Annotated in this window: 12 protein-coding genes; 2 read left to right on the top strand and 10 right to left on the bottom strand. The window is 63.1% G+C overall.

Annotated elements, in window-relative coordinates; translation table 11 throughout:
- Positions 1-10 precede the first annotated feature (10 nt).
- The 5 genes from CUJ84_RS32145 to CUJ84_RS32165 all read right to left on the bottom strand — a co-directional run bounded on the left by CUJ84_RS32145 (position 11) and on the right by CUJ84_RS32165 (position 7,452).
- Positions 11-2,536 (bottom strand): trypsin-like serine protease, encoded by a 2,526-nt coding sequence (locus CUJ84_RS32145; RefSeq protein WP_105009613.1) that lies wholly within the window; start codon positions 2,534-2,536, stop codon positions 11-13.
- Entirely contained in the window at positions 2,533-4,149 is a 1,617-nt protein-coding gene (locus CUJ84_RS32150; RefSeq protein WP_105009614.1) for a caspase family protein, read from the bottom strand. The genes CUJ84_RS32145 and CUJ84_RS32150 overlap by 4 nt, the downstream gene beginning before the upstream one ends.
- A gap of 22 nt (positions 4,150-4,171) precedes the next feature.
- A complete protein-coding gene (locus CUJ84_RS32155; RefSeq protein WP_105009615.1) occupies positions 4,172-6,136 on the bottom strand; it encodes a DUF4384 domain-containing protein in 1,965 nt (654 codons plus the stop codon).
- Between the two features lie 212 nt (positions 6,137-6,348).
- Complete coding sequence (locus CUJ84_RS32160; protein ID WP_105009616.1) at positions 6,349-6,726, bottom strand: hypothetical protein; 378 nt, start codon at positions 6,724-6,726, stop codon at positions 6,349-6,351.
- A gap of 135 nt (positions 6,727-6,861) precedes the next feature.
- The gene (locus CUJ84_RS32165; RefSeq protein WP_105009617.1) at positions 6,862-7,452 is read right to left on the bottom strand and encodes a hypothetical protein; all 591 of its coding nucleotides are present in this window, start codon (positions 7,450-7,452) and stop codon (positions 6,862-6,864) included.
- A gap of 157 nt (positions 7,453-7,609) precedes the next feature.
- Here CUJ84_RS32165 and CUJ84_RS32170 point away from each other — a divergent pair, with 157 nt between their 5' ends.
- Positions 7,610-9,220, top strand: a complete 1,611-nt coding sequence (locus CUJ84_RS32170; protein ID WP_105009618.1) for a hypothetical protein — start codon at positions 7,610-7,612, stop codon at positions 9,218-9,220.
- Positions 9,221-9,234: 14 nt separating this feature from the next.
- Here CUJ84_RS32170 and CUJ84_RS32175 read toward each other — a convergent pair whose 3' ends face one another.
- The 5 genes from CUJ84_RS32175 to CUJ84_RS32195 all read right to left on the bottom strand — a co-directional run bounded on the left by CUJ84_RS32175 (position 9,235) and on the right by CUJ84_RS32195 (position 15,705).
- Positions 9,235-10,449: a methyltransferase family protein gene (locus CUJ84_RS32175; protein ID WP_105009619.1), complete on the bottom strand. Its 1,215-nt coding sequence runs from the start codon at positions 10,447-10,449 to the stop codon at positions 9,235-9,237.
- A 14-nt stretch (positions 10,450-10,463) separates the two neighbouring features.
- A complete protein-coding gene (locus tag CUJ84_RS38115) occupies positions 10,464-10,769 on the bottom strand; it encodes a hypothetical protein (protein WP_158686986.1) in 306 nt (101 codons plus the stop codon).
- A gap of 24 nt (positions 10,770-10,793) precedes the next feature.
- Positions 10,794-13,373 carry a caspase family protein gene (locus tag CUJ84_RS32185; protein ID WP_105009621.1) on the bottom strand — a complete coding sequence of 860 codons (2,580 nt, stop codon included), beginning with the start codon at positions 13,371-13,373 and terminating at the stop codon, positions 10,794-10,796.
- 224 nt (positions 13,374-13,597) lie between these two features.
- The gene (locus tag CUJ84_RS32190; protein WP_105009622.1) at positions 13,598-14,875 is read right to left on the bottom strand and encodes an L-fuconate dehydratase; all 1,278 of its coding nucleotides are present in this window, start codon (positions 14,873-14,875) and stop codon (positions 13,598-13,600) included.
- Between the two features lie 95 nt (positions 14,876-14,970).
- Positions 14,971-15,705: an SDR family oxidoreductase gene (locus CUJ84_RS32195; protein ID WP_105009623.1), complete on the bottom strand. Its 735-nt coding sequence runs from the start codon at positions 15,703-15,705 to the stop codon at positions 14,971-14,973.
- 443 nt (positions 15,706-16,148) lie between these two features.
- Here CUJ84_RS32195 and CUJ84_RS32200 point away from each other — a divergent pair, with 443 nt between their 5' ends.
- On the top strand, positions 16,149-16,934 hold the full coding sequence (locus tag CUJ84_RS32200; protein ID WP_105009624.1) for an IclR family transcriptional regulator: 786 nt from the start codon (positions 16,149-16,151) through the stop codon (positions 16,932-16,934).
- The last annotated feature ends 10 nt before the right edge of the window (positions 16,935-16,944 follow it).

Raw genomic sequence — 16,944 nt, forward strand, 5'->3', positions numbered from 1 at the left:
TCGCTCCTGTTCAGCGGATGCGATAGAATTTGGAATCGAAGGACCATTTGCCTTGGGCGCCGGTCTCGTCGTCGCCGACGATCCTGAGGCTTCGGGCGAGATCGTAGACATAGTTGAAGGCGGCGCGCTGGCCGACGAGCGGCGTCGGCACATCGGGCAGGTCAAGCACTTCGATCGGCTTGTCGCTGAGGATGGCAACGACCATGCCGACGCCCGCCGGTCCCTCCACCACATATTCGAAGCCGGTATAGGGATTGCGCGCATCGGGCACGACGACCGGCCGGGCCGGATCAAGCCGGTTATCGCCGCTTTTGGCAGTCGGCTTCAGGCCCATCGAGCGCTTGTTCGGATAAAGCTGCGTCAGTTTGCCGGAGGCATCGATATCGACCAGGATCAGGTAACCGGACTTTTTGGTGGAGACACGCATCGCCACCTTGTCGCCGATGCTGACCGCGGTGCCGGGCAGCACGTCGACGGCGACGCCCGCCTCATTGTCGCTCTTCAGCGTATTCTCGACTGCGGCGACCGGCGTCTTCGCCTCCTCGCCGGTGATGACATCCCGGCCGAGCGCATCCGGCTGGCCATAAAATTGCGGCACCGGCGTGAAGCGGCAATCTTCCGCATGCGTCCGGCAATATTCGTCGGATTTGCGCCGGACATAATCGAGAAGGGCGGCATTGCTGACATTCGGCTTGTCGGCCGCGCGCGCCACGCCATCCTGCACGCCTTCGATGAAGTGGCGGGTGAAAACCCCCAGCGCCGGCTTGGCCTCGCGGTCGACAAGCGCCCACTGCCCTGCGTTGACGGCCGACCAGACCATGGCGTTTTCGCCGCCGAAGGAGAATTTTGCTTCCTTGCCTGACTTGTTCGGCGGTTCGAGCGCTGCCAGCGCCGGGCCGAGGCAACGCACGGTGCCGGAGGGCGCCGCCACCGCGCTGCGGCTGCCAGGGCCGACATGGCAGGCATCGATTAGCAGTGTGACGCGGCGGTCCTTGAGGCTGTTCAGCCGCGCGGCGATCTCGGTTTCGCGGATCTGGTTGGTGACCGTCACCTTGCCGCCTTCGCGGACCAGCTTGGCATCGGCTGCCACCAGCGTCGGGCTGGTCGTTTCCTCGGCACCCATTTCCTCCGAGCCCTGGCCGCTGAAATAGAGGAAGACGCGGCTTCCAAGCGTCGACTGACGCACCAGCCAGTCGTCGATCTCGGCAAGGATCGCCTCGCGGGTCGCCTTGCGATTGGTCAGCGTGTGGATCTGTTCCGGGCGGTAGGCGAGCGTCTTGGCGAGGAAGACCTGCATCGCCTTCACATCGGTGGCGGAGCCGGTCAGCTTGGCCTCGCGCATCTCGTAATCGTCGATGCCGATCAACAGCGCGCGGTCGCCGGGCGAGCTTTCGATCACCGGCGTCCGGACGACCTGTGGCTGAACGGCGGGTTCGTCGCCGACAGGCTTGTCAGCCGGCGGGGTATCGCCGGCGGGCGCGTCGGGCGTTTCGGTCGTGGCGGCAGGCGCCGTATCGCCTGCGGGCGGGGTGGTGATGGCGAGATTGGCCTCTTCCTGTCCGGACTTCCTCTGCTTGGTCCCGCCACCGGTGGTGGTGGACGCGACCTGATCGTCGGCAGCAGGCCCTTCAACATCAGGCACGTCGCCATCGGTCTTTGCGGCGATCCAGTCGCGGAAGGCGGCCACACGGGTATAGACGCCGTAATGCTCCGCCTCGGCGCAGCCGGCGCCCCAGCTGACGATGCCGAGCTGGATCCAGCGCTTGTCGGGACGCTGGGCGACGAGCGGCCCGCCGCTGTCGCCCTGGCAGGCATCCTTGCCGCCTTCGGCATAACCGGCGCAGACATTGCGCTCGTCGATCGGGTTCATCCGCATCGAGCTGTCGCGATAGGCGGCGCGGCAGTCCTCGCGCGGGACGATCGGCAGTTCCACTTCCTGCAGCTCGGTCGGCAGGTACTTGTCGTCCCAGCCGTGATCGGCCTTGGTGTAACCCCAGCCGGTGACGACAGCCGGGTGGCCGGCGGCCTCCACCTCATCATCCGAGGCCGAGGCCAGGATCGCCGGCTTCGATTTGGCGGGCTCGCTCAGCTTGATGAGGGCGATGTCGTTGGCGAAGACCTTGCGGTCGAAATCCTCGTGAATGATCACGTCTTCGACGGCAAGCCCCGGCTTGTCGGGGCCGTCGACCGCGATCACCTTGTCGATCTTCGACTTGCCCTCGACGATCAGCAGGTCGCGGGCAAAGAGATCCTGCTTGCCGGAGCGGCCGCTGGTGACGCAATGGGCTGCCGTCAATATCCAGCGTGGCGCGATCAGCGAGCCGCCGCAATGGCCGCCGAAGCGGCCGCGCTGTTCGGGGTCGGGCGCCAGGATCTTCACCTGCCAGGGCCATTCGCCCTTCTTGGCGGCCTGGCCGCCGATGACCCGCCCGCCATCCTCGCCAGCAAAATCGGTGTCCTGCTGCGCCAGAACAGGAGCAGCCAGAAGCAGCATGACGGACGCAATATTGAGGACCCTGCTGATCGACGTGCTCATAGCTTGCCTCCAGCGGAGGTATAGAGGACCGTAAATCCGACACGCGCGCCCTCGGGCAGGAATTCACCGAGGCGCTTGGCGATATTGCCGGCGGTGCGGCGCCTGTCGTTCTGCTTCAGGAACTCCACAAGTTCGGGCATCGGGGTTTCAGAGGTGACGGCAACGAGCAGGTCGGTGCCGAAAGGTGCGACGACGGAAAGATCGAGATCGAAGGTCTGAGACATCTCAGCATCGACCTCCTTCTCGTTGGGATAGAGGAACTGTACGGTTCCATCGCCGGTGACGTCGAAAAGCACGAGCTTGCGGCCTGATAGATCCGAAACCGTGACGCCGACGCGCTCACCTTCGCGATGGACGGTGTCGGAAGGCGTCACGCGCGTGGTCTGCGGGTTTGTCTCGGACAGCCGCTTCAGGGTATCGAGCGCGGCCATCCGGTCGACGACGAAAGGCATGTCGCCGGCGCCGACGGCGGAAGCGACGACGTCGCCGCCGGCAATCGCCTCGCGCTTTTCCGGATCGAAGACCAGTTCGGCATCGGCACCCTCGGTCAGCTTGAACGGCGTGACGGCTGATACAATCCCCTGCAGCACCGGCTCGGAGCCGAGGGCGGCGACGCTGATCGGCGCGGGCTCGGCGGGCAGCGGAGCGTTTGATTTCTCCGCCGCCGCCTGGGCCCCCGCCCCTTCGTAATGATAGACCACGGCGCGGTCGAGATCGGTTCCGGGCGGGCTTTCGGTGAAGATGTTCTGCCGCTGGTCGGTGAACTGGTAGACCGCCTGGCGCACATATTCGAACAATTCGCGGCGGCTGACGGCGCCGTCACCATTCCGGTCGGCGGCGCCTTCGAAGGCGCGGGCGGTGGCATAGCTCAGCGCGCCGCGTTTCTGCGGGATGCCGGGAATTGATATCTCGGGCGATTTGGTATTCTCGTCGACGGCGGCAAGAAAGGTCAGCCGCTTGAAATCGAAGCCGGTGGACAGCGCATCCGCCGTGGTCGAGATCGGCGCGAGGTCGTCCTCCTCTATCGTATAGGAAGGCGCCTGACGCCAGGTGATCTCGGCGCCGCGCGGATCGACGTCGCGGGTCATGCCGCCGGCGTGGCAGGTATCGGCGATGAAGACGACATCGGCGCCCTTGGTCTCAAGATTGCGGATCAGCGCCTTGAATTCGTCGCCGAAGATGCGCTCGCGTGATCCGGGAAGACGGGTGTCGAAGCCGGCGAGCACATAGACCTCGTCGCGGCCGCTCGGTTTCGAGCCCTTGACGCGTTCCGGCTCGCTCGACCCGTGACCGGCGATGCCGAGCACGACGAGGTCGCCAGGCCCTGCCCGTTCCGTGACGGCCTCGATCGCGTGGAAGATGCCCTCGCGGTCGGCCGCACCATTCTTCAGCAGCGTCATGTCCTCGACGCCGACCGAGCGCAGCGAAAGCGAAAGGTCCTCGGCATCGGCGACGGCGCCGTGCAGCGGCGGGACGTTGCGGTAGAGGTCGATGCCGATCAGCACCGCCCTGACCGCACCGCGCTCCGGCGCCTCGATCACCCTTGCCAGGCTGTTGGTGGCCGCCAAGGTGAGGAGGGCAAATGCTGCGGCCATGGAAACGGATGCGGACATGGCCAAACTCCCCTCGCCCCAGCTATTCGCGGCGCCATTCGACGCGCCGGTTCAGCGCATCGACATCGTCTTCGGTGAGGTTTGCGGTTGCGGTCACATCCACCGGCTCGGATGCGCCGCGGCCTTCGGCGTCGATCGTCGCGTCGATGCCGTTGCTCTTCAGGAAATCGGCGACGGCCTGGGCGCGGCGTTCGGACAGTTTCTGATTATAGTCGTCACCGCCGAGCCGGTCGGTATGGCCGATGAGGATGACGCGGCCGGGCTTCTGCTCCTTCAGCGCCTCCAGCAGTTCCTCAGCGGCCTCGGTGCCGATCGAGGTGAAGCTCGACTTGTTGAAATCGAAGGTGATCGGAACCGGAATGGAGACCGGCACGATGCCGCGCACATTCTCGGAATAGATGCCGCCGAGCACGCCGCTGCGGTGATCCTTCTCGGCCGGCACGAAGCTGCCTTCAGGATTGTCGCTCGTCGGGTTGGCGGCAAGGATGCGGGCCTGGGCGGCGCGCTGGATGAGATCGGAAATCGTCTCGGCCGGCGGCGCCTTCGGCGTGCGGGTCTCGTTCTTGATGATCTCGATCGCCTGCTGGTAATCGGCAGCGGCATCGGCAAAGCGACGGGCGGAGAAATAGATCTCGCCGAGCGTGGCGGAGGCCTGCCAGAGCACCTGCGGGCTGTCGGCGGCGATAAGCAGCGGCTCGTAATCGCCGACCGGCTGGTTGGCGGCCATCATCTCCTGGGCGGCGGAAAGCCTGAGGGCCGCGACGCGGCGCTGGGCGTTCACCTGGAACTGGCCGCAATCGGCGCTGACGGCGATCGTATCGGCTTCAGCGGCGGCAGCCGTGATATCCTTGGCGGCAACGGCGGTGTTCAGCTTGTCGAGAAGGGCGGTGCAAACAGGCGTATCGGCATTTGCCATCTCGATCTCCTCGCCGGCCCCGGCGGCCTCGTCAGGTTCGGCCGAACGGCCGAGGTTTAGCTGCGGCATCTTGATGCTGAAACCGCCGGGAAGCTTGAATTGCGGCATCTTGATCTGCGGCATCGGCAGTTTCGGCATCTTCGTCTGCGCAGACTGGGCCGGCTGCTTGTACTGCGTCGGCTGCTTATATTGGGTCGGCCGGGTGGATGAGGTGGTGTCGGCCGGACCGATCAGCTCCAGTTCGTCGGCGGCAAGCTCCTGGCCGGGCGCCAGGTTGGTGACGATCTTGTATTTCTTCGGCGGCTGTTGTGTTGCCTGCTCGACAGGCTTCGGCGCGACCTTTTTCGGGGCAACGGGCCTCGGTTTTTCCACCACCGTTTCCGGCTTCTTGGCGACTTCCTGTTTCGTCACCGGCTTCGGCTTCGGAGCGGCTGCTGGTTTCGGCGCAACGGGCGGCTTTGCAGCCTGTTCGACCGGTGCGGGTTTTGCCGCGGGAGCGGCTGCGACGGGCGGGGTTGCGGGCAAGCTGTCGACCGTCGTCAGCGTCAGCGTCTTGCTGCTGATCTTGGTGCCGAGGCTGCGGGCTTCTTCGAGGCTACGGGAAACGGCTTCCATGCCGCCGTCGATCGAGCGGAACATGCCGCTGCCGCTGCCGCCGAGATCGGCAAAGATGTTGAGCGGCTTGGAGGAATAGAAGACCTTGATCTGCTCCTGGCCGACCGGGCCTGAAACCTGCAGCCGGGCGCCGCTTGCCGGATCCGGCACCTGGACGCGCTTGCCGGCGCCGACCAGGGCGTCGGTCTGGTATTTGTTCGGGAAAAGCTTCACGACCGCGCCGTTCGGCGAGACGTTCAGCACCGTGACATAGGCGGTCTCAGTTGACTGGATGAAGAGGCCGACCACTTCGCCGATGGCGTATTTGGCTTCAGCGCGATCGAAGGTGATGCTGACGGGGCCGGTTTGCGCCGGCGCTTCGGTCAGTGTGCGTTCGTTCTGCGCCTCGACGGCGGGAACCACCGAAAAGAACGAAAGAAAGGTGGCTGCTGCTAGGATGGCTTTGCGGTTCGGCATTGGAAAACCTCCTCTTCGAACAATCTCACACTGTGTTGAAGATGAGAATAGCACTGACCGGCGAAATTGGGATGGCTTCGCCTGTCTTGCTTGAGGGAGGGTTACAAATTATTTGGAGCCTGGAAGAATCCGCCAAGGCAAAGACGTGAGCAAGACTCACGCTCGGCAATATCCGATGCCTTTTATAGTCCCGTTCGACTGCAAAGAGATGGTTAGTTCTTGGGTTTCTGCCCGGCTGATTTCAAAATCGAGATCAGGTCGCTCATTCCCTCGGGCGAGGAATTGTAGAGCCAGAGAATATCGGGATTGTCGACCGTGAATTCCTTGCCGGGGCCCGAGCCCATGTCGCGGCCGGGCGAGGTCGCATCGGGGAGCTTGTCTTCGCCGGGTGCAAGCCCCTTGGCGCGCTCATGTTCGGCGATGATCGCCGTCGCCGCAGCAAAGGCCTTCTCGTCCTGTTGGCGCAGCGCTGCCAGCGAGGGGTTTCGCGCCGCTAGCGCATCCTCAGCCGGGCCGGAATAGGCAAGCCGGGGTATCTGCAACGCCAGCAGAAGGCCGATCGACAAGGTTATGAGCCAGGATTTCGTCATCGTCGTCAAATCCGTTATCAACCTGATGCGCACCGCAACAGGGCAAGCAGCACGACAATAGGGAGAGGCCGGAAGGATGGCAACGGCGCTCAGTGCCAATCGATTGGGAGGGTCGAAATCGACTGGCAGCGGATGTCAGACAATTTTCAATTGCTGCAGGCTAAGGCGCAGATCGCGCAGCATTTCGCCGAAGATCTCCTCGATCATCCCCGTCGACCAGACGACCATGGTGCCATAGGGCGAGCGCTTGCGCTGCATGAAGCCCGCTGTCTCGAAATCGATCAGCGTCTTGCGGCAGGTCTCGCTCGACATCACCGCGACAAGGAAACGGGCGAGGTTGGACTGGTCGATCGCGCCTGATTTTTCAGCCCAGTTCTGGATCAGCCGCGGCTTGGTGTCGGCGGTGAACATCGAGGCGAGCGCACGATCCTGCGAGAGCCCCAGGCGCTGCAGCTTGGCCGGATCGCGGGTGAGCGAAACCACGTAATCATTGTGCAGATCGGCGAAGCGTTCGATATCCTCGGCGGTGCTGATGCCGAAGACCTTCATCGAATAGAGGAACTCGGCCATCAGATAGGTCGGCTCCGAGCGCAACTGCGCCAGATGCTTGTCATCCTTGCTGGCCGAGGCCGCGCAGACGCGATCGGAAAAGTTGATCCTTGCCGCGCGAACCTGCTCCAGCAAGCTTATGTCGAGCGCCAGTTCGTCACCGTTCCATTCCAGCATAAGCATTCCCTGCCAGCAAATCTTCGAGACGATGATCTTGTACTATCGCCGGCGCAGATCTCCAAATCGTTTGGAAAGCAACGGCTTGCTGAGGGGCCATATCTAGCCTACCATTTTAAAGACTTGGTCACAGAGCATGATGCCGGGGGTCGAGGCAATGCGTAGTTCAGGGTCGCATTTTTTGCTTGCCGCGGCACTTGCGGTCGCCTCGCCGGTTTTTGCCAAAGACACTGTGATGATCGAGCTTCGCGGCGGCGACGGCGCACGTTCGGTCGGCATCATCTCTTCCAACGAGGAAGTGGAGGCATCCGGCCCGGCGGCGATCACCGTCGGCGACGACGGCACCATCTACGTCCTCGACCAGAACAACGGCCGCGTGCTCGCCATCGACGCCGAACGCTCGCGGGCCGATCCCGAAATCCTGCCGCTGCCTGATAATGCCGCGCCGGAGGATCTCGCCGTCGTCCACAACGAACTCTACCTCTGGTCGGACGGCGTCGTGCCGCTCGAGCGCTCCACCGATGCCGACGGCCGGTCGCAGACGCTGCGCGCCGTCGACGGCGGCGGCGATGCCGACGATTACACCCGCTCGGTCTTCGCCTCGATGGGCTCGGTATCGCCCGGTCCGCTGAACAGCATCATCGACGAGATCGGCCGCAGCACCAGCCGGCCTGAGGCCCGCCCGCCGGTCATTCAATATGTGCCGAGCCGCGGGCTCGGCGATATCGTTGCCGAGGTCTCGGCTGCTGCAAACGACAAGGCGGAAATCCTGCTGCGGCGCAGCAGCTCGGAGGAGAATTTCCTCTCGCTGCAGCTCGCCTCGGAAGGGCGGATTGGCACCGTCGAACTTCTCGACATCGACACGACAGGCAGGCCCTATGCGCTGGTCGAGCTTGTGCCGGCCGACCGGCCCGAGCGCACCGGCATGCTGGTGGTGCGCTTCACGCCGAACGGCGCGATGGACCGGGTCTACGACCTGCCGATCGAACCCGGCACGGTATTCTCCAGGCGTTTCGTGGCGATCGGCCCACGGGGCGACGTGCTTTATCTGCGTTCGCAGGAAAGCCGGGCGCAGGTGCTGCGGCTCGACGGCCGGGAGCCCGGCCGCAAACTTGCCGTCGCCCTGCCTGCGAAACAGTTGAATACGGGCAAGCCCGGCAAGACGCCGAAAGTGGCGATCGTGCCGAAATCGCGGGGCGACGTCATCGAGCGGGCAATCGGCTTCGAGACGCTGAACTGGCTGGTGACGCCGACGGCCTATGGCAGGGATCCGGGGCCTGGCTGCATCAACATGAACCGGCTGCGCCGCCCGATCTACCTGATCGGCAAGCGCGGCCAGACGGTCAAGGGTGTTCCCTACTGCTGGGGCTGCAAGACGCCGCTCGAGAATTTCATCGGCGGCGTCGAAAAGGGCCAGACCGCCGGCAATGTCTGCACCAAGAGCGCGCCGCAATCCAATATCCTCGGCGTCGATTGCTCCGGTTTCGTCAGCGACGCCTGGGGCCTGAAGATGCATGTCTCCACGCGCGCCATCCCGGGGATCACCAAGCGGCTCTCCGACCCCTGGTCGATGCGGCCGGGCGACGCGCTGAACAAGCCGGGCTCGCATGTGCTGTTGTTCATGCGCTTCACCGACGACCGCAAGGTGGAAGTGATGGAGGCGTCGCCGAATGCCTGCAAGGGCCGGGTCTGCCGCAATACCTATTCGCTCGGCAGCCTGTTGATGCGCGGCTACCAGCCGGTGCGTTTTAAGGGGCTGGATGGTTGAACGGACAAGTAGCGTCAGGCCGCCGGCTTTGACAGCAACCGTCGCTTTGCCATCGCCCAAAGCCCGTGGCTGGTGACGCTCTCGGCATAGTCCCGATAGGCGGGATCCTCGCTCAGCATGCGCTCTTCGGCGCGGGCGCGCATGACATAGATAAGGCTGACGACCGCCAGCATGCCGGCCCGCGCAAGTCCTTCCGTTAGGCCGCTGGCGATGAAGCTGGGAGCGGCAAACAGCCACCAGGCGATGTTCTTCGAGACATAGGCCGGATGCTTGATGAAGCGATAGGGGCCCGACGTGATGATGCCGCGATGGGTAAGGTTGGAAAATCGCGGTCCGAAGGCGACGGTCGCCCAGACATAGATGACGGTGCAGAACAGCGTCGTGACGCTCCAGAGAATGAAGACGGCCGACCCTTCTTGGATCACGCTCTCCCATCCCGGCCCTTCGCCATAAGGCACGAAGGCATGCGAGATCGCAGGGAAGAACGGCTCGTAACAGATGAGGCAGACGAGCCAGCCGAGCGCCGTCGTTTCCGTTGCCCTGACATGCCAGCCGAAGAGTTTGAAGGTGGCGATATAGCCGCCAGCGGCAAGTACGGTGTCGAGAAGAAAGGCAAGCCGCAACAGGCCTTCGAACCAGGCGGCTGAGAGCGGTGGAAACGCCCAGGCCGGCTTATCGGCAAGATCGGAAAAGGCCGCCATGCCGCCCGAAAACATCAGCACGAGAAAGAAGCACTTGATCGCGAGCAGGCGCAATGCGAACAGCACGTCCTCCTCGCGAAAATCCTGCATCAGCACCGCACGCCCGACCTGATTGAGGTAATCGTCGGGCTCTTCGGCGACCAGATCGGTGGCTACGATGTAGAGGATGGTGGCTGCAGCAAGCGCGATTGAAATGACGATGGTCGTGTGCCCGGCCTCAATGAACCATCGGACCGCTGACGACTGCGTGAAAAACGGAAAGACCGAACAGACAATGACGACCACGCCAAGGAGCGCAGCGAGGCCGACAAGCTTCGTTCCGACGCGCCGCCAGAAGACGACCGGAGCGTCGTCTCGTCTCATCCTCGATGCCCAGGCCCGACGAGCAGCCAGTGTGCCCTCGACGACGGTCCACGTCAGGAGAAGGCAGAATAACGCAAGGGCCATCGCTATGCCGGACTCAAGCCGGAGATACGTGGAGAGTGCGATGCCCATTGCTGCTCCGATGAACGTCGCAGCTTGGATCATGAAGGACCCTGCCTTTACCAGGAAGTACCGCCCGACGACCCGCCCGACGACCCGCCAGAGCCACCGCCCATGCCGCCGCCAGAGTTGGAATTCCCACCGGAACTGTTCTCAGAGCGGGCGAAAGCCGGTTGATTGCTCTTTGCCGCCACTCTTTTGACGGTGGGCGTGGTTTTCCTGGCAGGCGTGGCGTTCGTAGCCGGCTCTTCGCTGGCGAACAGTGTCCTGGCGCCTGGGTCGAAGATGCAGCTCTGCAGGATTGCACCGGAACCTGCGATGAATGTCGAGCACAATAGGACACGGATGATGAGCTTGCTGTTCATGTATGGCGCCCCCAGACCGCCGTTTTAGAAGAGATCGTACCTCGGATTTCGCTTTACCCATGTCGCCTTGGCGAGCTGAACGAGCCTGTCGTCAAGCGACTTGGTCTTCGGAAGTGCCTTTTGCTCCTGAGTGGTCAACTCGGCAACGAAGGTTTTTTCCGCTTTCTTCTTTGCAGCATTGGGCAAGGTCTTGAGTGCCGCCTTTGCCTGGTTCTTCGGATCGCCGCTGCCCGGCATGTTGATGGCGGTCGCCAGCGCGAAATAACGTGCCGCCGTTGCAAGGCTGTCAGCGTCCGTGCCTTCTTCTTTCGCCAGCATGGCGCGGTCGAGCGCACCCCAATAGTCGCCGCGTTCCGCGCCCATCTCCAGCCACTTCACCGCTTCGGCCTTGTCCGCGGCAACGCCGATGCCGTCGCGGTACATGCGTCCGAGATTGGTCGGGGCATGAGGCTGTCCACCCTCCGCCGCCCGCGTGAATAGCTCGAGCGCTCTTGGGAGATCCTCCGGAGCGCCTTTTCCGAAACGGTAGACGAGCGCAAGATTGTTCAGCGAATAGATGTCGTTGCGCTGGACGCCGGCCTCGTAGAAGCGGATGCCCCGCTCCGGATCGGCCGGAACGTTGACGCCGTTCAGGAAGATATAACCGAGCTCATTCATTGCATAAGTATGACCGAGATCGGCAGCCTGTAGCATCAGTCGCAACCCTAGCTGCTGATCGGCCTTGGTGCCGCGGCCATAATAGAGCGCCTTGCCATAGCTGTGCAGGGCAAAGGGGTCGCCCTTGGCCGCACCGCCCTTGGCGATCTCGCTTGCCTTGGCTGCGTCGCGTGGGACAGAGGCGCCGAACTCGTAGAGCCTTGAGAATTCCTGGATCGCCCGAACATGCCCGGCATCCATCGCCTTCTTGATCGTCGCAAAGGCTGTTTTGGTGTCGCGGTTGGCAAGCTGGGCGCGGCCGAGCTGATAGACAAAGCGCTCGACCTCAGGATAGGCCTTTATCGCCTCCGTGCAGGCGGGCAGTGCAACATTCGGGTCGATCTCGTTCGGCAGTTTGCCCGATGTCACACCCTGCAGGTCGAGGGGTGCCGCGGCTGCGGTGTCGCAGGCGTCGAGCGTTGGCTTGAGGGTGATGGTGGCGGGCGGCAGATTATCGTTGGCAGCCTGCAGCGTCAGGGCGAAGGTCTGGTTTTCCGTGCCGATCTGCGGCTCGTAGGAAAGCGCCGGAACATCCACTGCCTCAAGCACATGGCCAAGCCCGATCACCCGGTCTCCGGCGCGCAGCGTGCCTTTGTCGGGCAGAGCGGCGACCTTGAAGGTCATTTCGGTGGCCGACGCCGGTACCTCAGGCAGGCTGGCTTTGACGGGGCCGACACCGATCGTGGCCTCGATATCGCGCGGCAGTGTTTTCAGATAGGCGTCGGCATCGGCCAGCCGCACCTGCTTTTGCTGTTCGAGCTGGGCGAGCTTGGCGCCGGCATCCGCCGAGACGGTGATCGCCACCACGCCCTGCGTCGCCTGGCCGTAGGGATCGCTCACGGTATAACCGATCAGGCCGACGGTTCCGGCGGCAACACCTGATGAATCATAGGTCAGCGCCGCCAGCGCTGCGGCAGGTATCTTCGCGCCCTGGTCGACCGGCTTGCCGTCGAAGCTGAGTTTGCCGGTCTTGGGAAGCTGGTTGAGGGTGACGAGCAGCGCCGAGCCGGTCTCGTCATGCGGCGGAGCGATCGGCAATTTGGTCGTGGCCGCACCCTCCGGCACGCTCACCTGCTGCATCGGTTCGACGGTCGGCGGCGGCGGCGCCGGAATGAAATAGAAGCTGTCCATCAGTGAGGAATTTTCCCAGGGGACCTGCTTGCCGCCGGTCATGGCGATCACATCACGGCGCACGTCGGTGAGGACCTGGCGGATTTCCTTGTTGGGTTCGCTGGCGCGCTTGATGAAGGATTCGGAATAGGGGCTCAGCGCCCCGGTGCCATCGAGCGCCACCTGGCCGGGTTCAGTGGAAAAGGCGATCAGACTGCCGAGATCGCTGTCGATACGTGCAAGTCCGCGTGTGGCGCCGACCGGTTCCAGTTTTTCCGCCATCCAGAATTTCTGGGCGTTGAAGGGATTGTTGCGGCAGGCGTCGAGGAAGATCAGCTGAACCCGTGAATTCTGCTTGAGATGGTTGAGGATGAGGTCGAGCGGCATGGTCTGCGTCTCGACGTCATAGGGCGTCTCCAGTGTCGCATCGACCGGCACGATGAAATTCTGTCCGCCCACCTGGATGCCGTGGCCCGAATAATAGATCAGGCCGGCCTCGGCATTGCTGGTCGAACGGAGGAAGCGGCGCACCGTATCCTCGAGCCCGATGCGGTCGACATTGACGCCGATCGTCACATCGAAACCGGCCGCGCGCAGCGTGCTGGCGACCTCTTCGACATCATTGGCAGGATTGGGAAGCGAGGGCAGCGTCTTGTAGACAGAGTTGCCGATGACAAGGGCGACGCGGCGTCCGCTCTCTTCTGTAACGGCGGCAAATGCCGTGCCGATCGGCAGCAGCATTGCGGCAACGATCAGCAGATAAGCGCACAGTCTCTTGACGTGGTGAAACTTGGGCATGGCTCGATCGCAAACATTCTATTGTCCAGAGTTCAATAAAATTTGCTGGCCTGCTGGTGCTGGGCCCCCTCCGCATTCACACGACGAAAATATTCCTCGGCGCTTTAAAAAGCAAGCTTCGCCGCCTCCAAGTCAATTGGAGCAGTCCCGTCAGATTGGAAGCCCATCGCCGACAAGAAAGACTGTCGAAATCAGGAATTTAACATGCGGCCGGCGAAGTTTCCTTAGCCTCGAAACGTATAGTTGCTGATCGAAGCCGGTTTCATCTCGATGGAGAAGCCTGGCAGGGTGGGCGGCATGTAGGCGGCGTTCTCGATCAGGCAGGGGTCGAGGAAGTGTTCGTGCAGATGATCGACATATTCGATGACGCGGCCGTCCTTGGTCCCCGACACTGCGACGTAGTCGATCATCGACAGATGCTGCACATATTCGCACAGGCCGACGCCGCCGGCATGCGGCCAGACCGGCAGGTCGAACTTGGCGGCGATCAGCAGCACGGAGAGAACCTCGTTCAGCCCGCCCATGCGGCAGGAATCGATCTGTACGATGTCGATCGCGCCCTCGGCGATGAACTGCTTGAACATGATGCGGTTCTGGCACATCTCGCCGGTCGCGACCTTCACCGGGGCGATCGCCTGGCGGATCTTGCGGTGGCCGGCGACATCATCGGGGCTGGTGGGTTCCTCGATGAAGAAGGGCTTGGCGAAGGAGAGCGCCTTGACCCAGTCGATCGCCTGGCCGACATCCCAGACCTGATTGGCATCGATCATCAGATAACGATCGGGACCGATTACCTCGCGGGCGATCCTCAGACGGCGGATGTCGTCTTCCAGGTCGCGGCCGACCTTCATCTTGATATGGTTGAAGCCGGCATCGATCGCCTCCTGGCAGAGGCGGCGCAGCTTTTCGTCGCCGTAGCCGAGCCAGCCGGCCGAGGTCGTGTAGCAGGCGTAGCCCTCCTTTTCGAGGATGGCGATGCGTTCCGCCTTGCCCGCCTCGGCGCGCTTCAGGATCTCGACCGCCTCGGCGCGCGTCAGCACATCGGTGAGATAGCGGTAATCGACGATATCGGCGATTTCTTCCGGCGACATCTCGGCGACGAGCCGCCAGACGGGCTTGCCGGCCTGTTTGGCAAGCAGATCCCAGACGGCATTGACGACGGCGCCCGTCGCCAGATGAATGGCGCCTTTTTCCGGGCCGATCCAGCGCAGCTGGCTGTCGCTGGTCAGGTGCCGCCAGAAGGTGCCTGGATGGGCGAGGACTTCGGCGAGGTCGGCGCCGACGACGAGGTGGCGCATCGCTTCGATCGCCATGCAGCAAATGTCGTTGCCTCGGCCGATGGTGAAGGTCAGGCCGTGGCCGGCAAGGCCCGGCGCATCCGTATCGAGAATGACGTAGGCCGCCGAATAATCCGGATCGGGATTCATCGCATCGGATCCATCAAGGCTTTGCGACGTGGGGAAGCGGAGATCGAAGACACGAAGGTCGGTGATGCGGGTCATGGTGTTTCTCCCGATTATATGCGCCGATTATATAGAGCCGATTGCAGTGGCCGGGCCGGCCGGCAAGATTGCCGGGCCGGCCGCATCAGCTGAAATCAGATCGTCCAGCCGCCGTCGATGGCGATCGCCTGGCCCGACGTGTAGGTCGCGCCGGCGAGATAGACGGCGAGATCGGCGATCTCTTCCGGCGAGCCGAGCCGGCCCATCGGCTGGCGGGCGATAAAGGCAGCGCGCGCTGCGTCGTAATCGCCCTGCGCGCGCATGCGGTCCTGCAGCGACGGGCTTTCCACCGTGCCGGGGCAGATAGCGTTGCAGCGGATGCCCTGACCGACGTAATCGGCGGCAACGGCTTTGGTGAGCCCGATCACCGCCGCCTTGGTGACGCCGTAGGCGAAGCGGTTCGGCACGCCCTTGATGCTGGAGGCGACGGAGGCCATGTTGATGATCGCTCCGTCCTTGCGCTCGATCATGCCGGGCAGCACGGCGCGGATGGTGCGGATCATCGCCTTGACGTTGAGGTCAAAGGCAAATTCGAGATCGGAATCCTTCATCTCGAGGATCGAGCCGGCATGGACGAAGCCGGCGCAGTTGAACAGCACGTCGACAGTGCCGATCTCGGCGACGAGGGCCTTGACCGCGTCCTCTTCGAGCACGTTCAACTGATGCGTGAAAACGCCGGTTTCAGCGGCAAGCGTCGCCAGCGCCTCGGTGTTGATGTCCGTCGCGTGAACCTTGGCGCCGATCGCGGCAAAGGCTGCTGCCGTCGCCCGGCCGATGCCCTGACCGGCGGCGGTGATGAGAACGGTCTTGCCGGAAAGTCTGTTTGTCATGTCACGGGCCTTTTCTGGAATTGTCTACGCTGAACGATGGAGTGCGGTTGATATCTTGGCGAAGCTCGGTCGTGATGGAGCACGCCGGTCTGCTTCCGGAGGTGCATGGTTCTCTGCGTTAAATGGAGGAGTTGGCGCTGTTGCACAGGCAGATCAGCGGGAGATTCAGCCGATTGGCTGCTTTTTCGGCGATCTCCGCCGGCGGCAGGGCCGATGACCATTCCCATGCGCTGCACGGTCTTCCTCCCTGTCCCCGGCTTGCTTATGATCCTGCCGCTCGGGGCGCCTTCGGTACCTCAGTCGTTCGCTTCCGATCGACCTTTTTCAGTGATGATTTGTCTGTTTATAGACAAACAGACGATTGGCCAAGGGTCAAGTGCGAAGTTTTCCTTTTCCGGCTGCAGTTCTGCGTATATGCAGAATAATATTCACAGGAGGAAGGAATGGAGATCGACGAGTCCGACCGCTACCGCGCTCCTGCCCTCGATAAGGGCCTCGATATCCTGGAATTGCTCGCCGGCGTCGACAGTGGCCTCACCCAGGCCGAAATCGCCAAACGGCTCGACCGCAGCCCCAACGAATTCTACCGCATGCTCGACCGGCTGGTGCGCCGCGGTTACGTCACCCGGCTGGATGGCGACCGCTATTCGCTGACACTGAAGCTCTTCGGTCTTGCCCAACTGCACGCGCCGGTGCGCCGGCTCGCCTCCTATGCCACGCCGCTGATGCGCGATCTCGCCCAGCGCACGCGCCAGGCCAATCATCTTGCCGTCTTCGATCGCGGCGCGGCTGTCGTCATCGCCCAGCAGGAGGCGCCGGACTATTGGGGATTCTCGATCCGCATCGGCGCCCATATCAGCCTCTTCGACACCGGCTCGGGACATGTGCTGCTTGCCTTCCGCAGCGAGGAGGAGCGGGAGATGATGATCTCGGAACATGTGCGCAGCCGCTCAGACATCGAACTCGGGCCAGAATTCTACGATCGTCTCCACCAGATCCGCGAGCGCGGCTACGAGATGATGGCGAGCGCCCAGACATCAGGCGTCTACAATCTTTCCGCTCCGGTTCTTGGACCGGACCGCCGCTGCATCGCCGCCCTCACCTGCCCCTTTATCGCGCTCGTCAATGCGCCGTCCGCTCCCGACATCACGCAGGCGATCACACTGGTGCAGAAGACCGCCGCCCAGCTTTCGCTGCTTGCCGGCGCCGATGTCGTCAACCCCGCCTGAGGCCTAAGAA

It is taken from the genome of Rhizobium leguminosarum (genome assembly GCF_002953715.1).
Taxonomy (GTDB): Bacteria; Pseudomonadota; Alphaproteobacteria; order Rhizobiales; family Rhizobiaceae; genus Rhizobium; species Rhizobium leguminosarum_V.

Coding starts and splice junctions, on each gene's coding strand:
- CUJ84_RS32145 (WP_105009613.1), bottom strand. CDS start 2,536: ATGAGCACGTCGATCAGCAGGGTCCTCAATATTGCGTCCGTCATGCTG.
- CUJ84_RS32150 (WP_105009614.1), bottom strand. CDS start 4,149: ATGTCCGCATCCGTTTCCATGGCCGCAGCATTTGCCCTCCTCACCTTG.
- CUJ84_RS32155 (WP_105009615.1), bottom strand. CDS start 6,136: ATGCCGAACCGCAAAGCCATCCTAGCAGCAGCCACCTTTCTTTCGTTC.
- CUJ84_RS32160 (WP_105009616.1), bottom strand. CDS start 6,726: ATGACGAAATCCTGGCTCATAACCTTGTCGATCGGCCTTCTGCTGGCG.
- CUJ84_RS32165 (WP_105009617.1), bottom strand. CDS start 7,452: ATGCTGGAATGGAACGGTGACGAACTGGCGCTCGACATAAGCTTGCTG.
- CUJ84_RS32170 (WP_105009618.1), top strand. CDS start 7,610: ATGCGTAGTTCAGGGTCGCATTTTTTGCTTGCCGCGGCACTTGCGGTC.
- CUJ84_RS32175 (WP_105009619.1), bottom strand. CDS start 10,449: ATGATCCAAGCTGCGACGTTCATCGGAGCAGCAATGGGCATCGCACTC.
- CUJ84_RS38115 (WP_158686986.1), bottom strand. CDS start 10,769: ATGAACAGCAAGCTCATCATCCGTGTCCTATTGTGCTCGACATTCATC.
- CUJ84_RS32185 (WP_105009621.1), bottom strand. CDS start 13,373: ATGCCCAAGTTTCACCACGTCAAGAGACTGTGCGCTTATCTGCTGATC.
- CUJ84_RS32190 (WP_105009622.1), bottom strand. CDS start 14,875: ATGACCCGCATCACCGACCTTCGTGTCTTCGATCTCCGCTTCCCCACG.
- CUJ84_RS32195 (WP_105009623.1), bottom strand. CDS start 15,705: ATGACAAACAGACTTTCCGGCAAGACCGTTCTCATCACCGCCGCCGGT.
- CUJ84_RS32200 (WP_105009624.1), top strand. CDS start 16,149: ATGGAGATCGACGAGTCCGACCGCTACCGCGCTCCTGCCCTCGATAAG.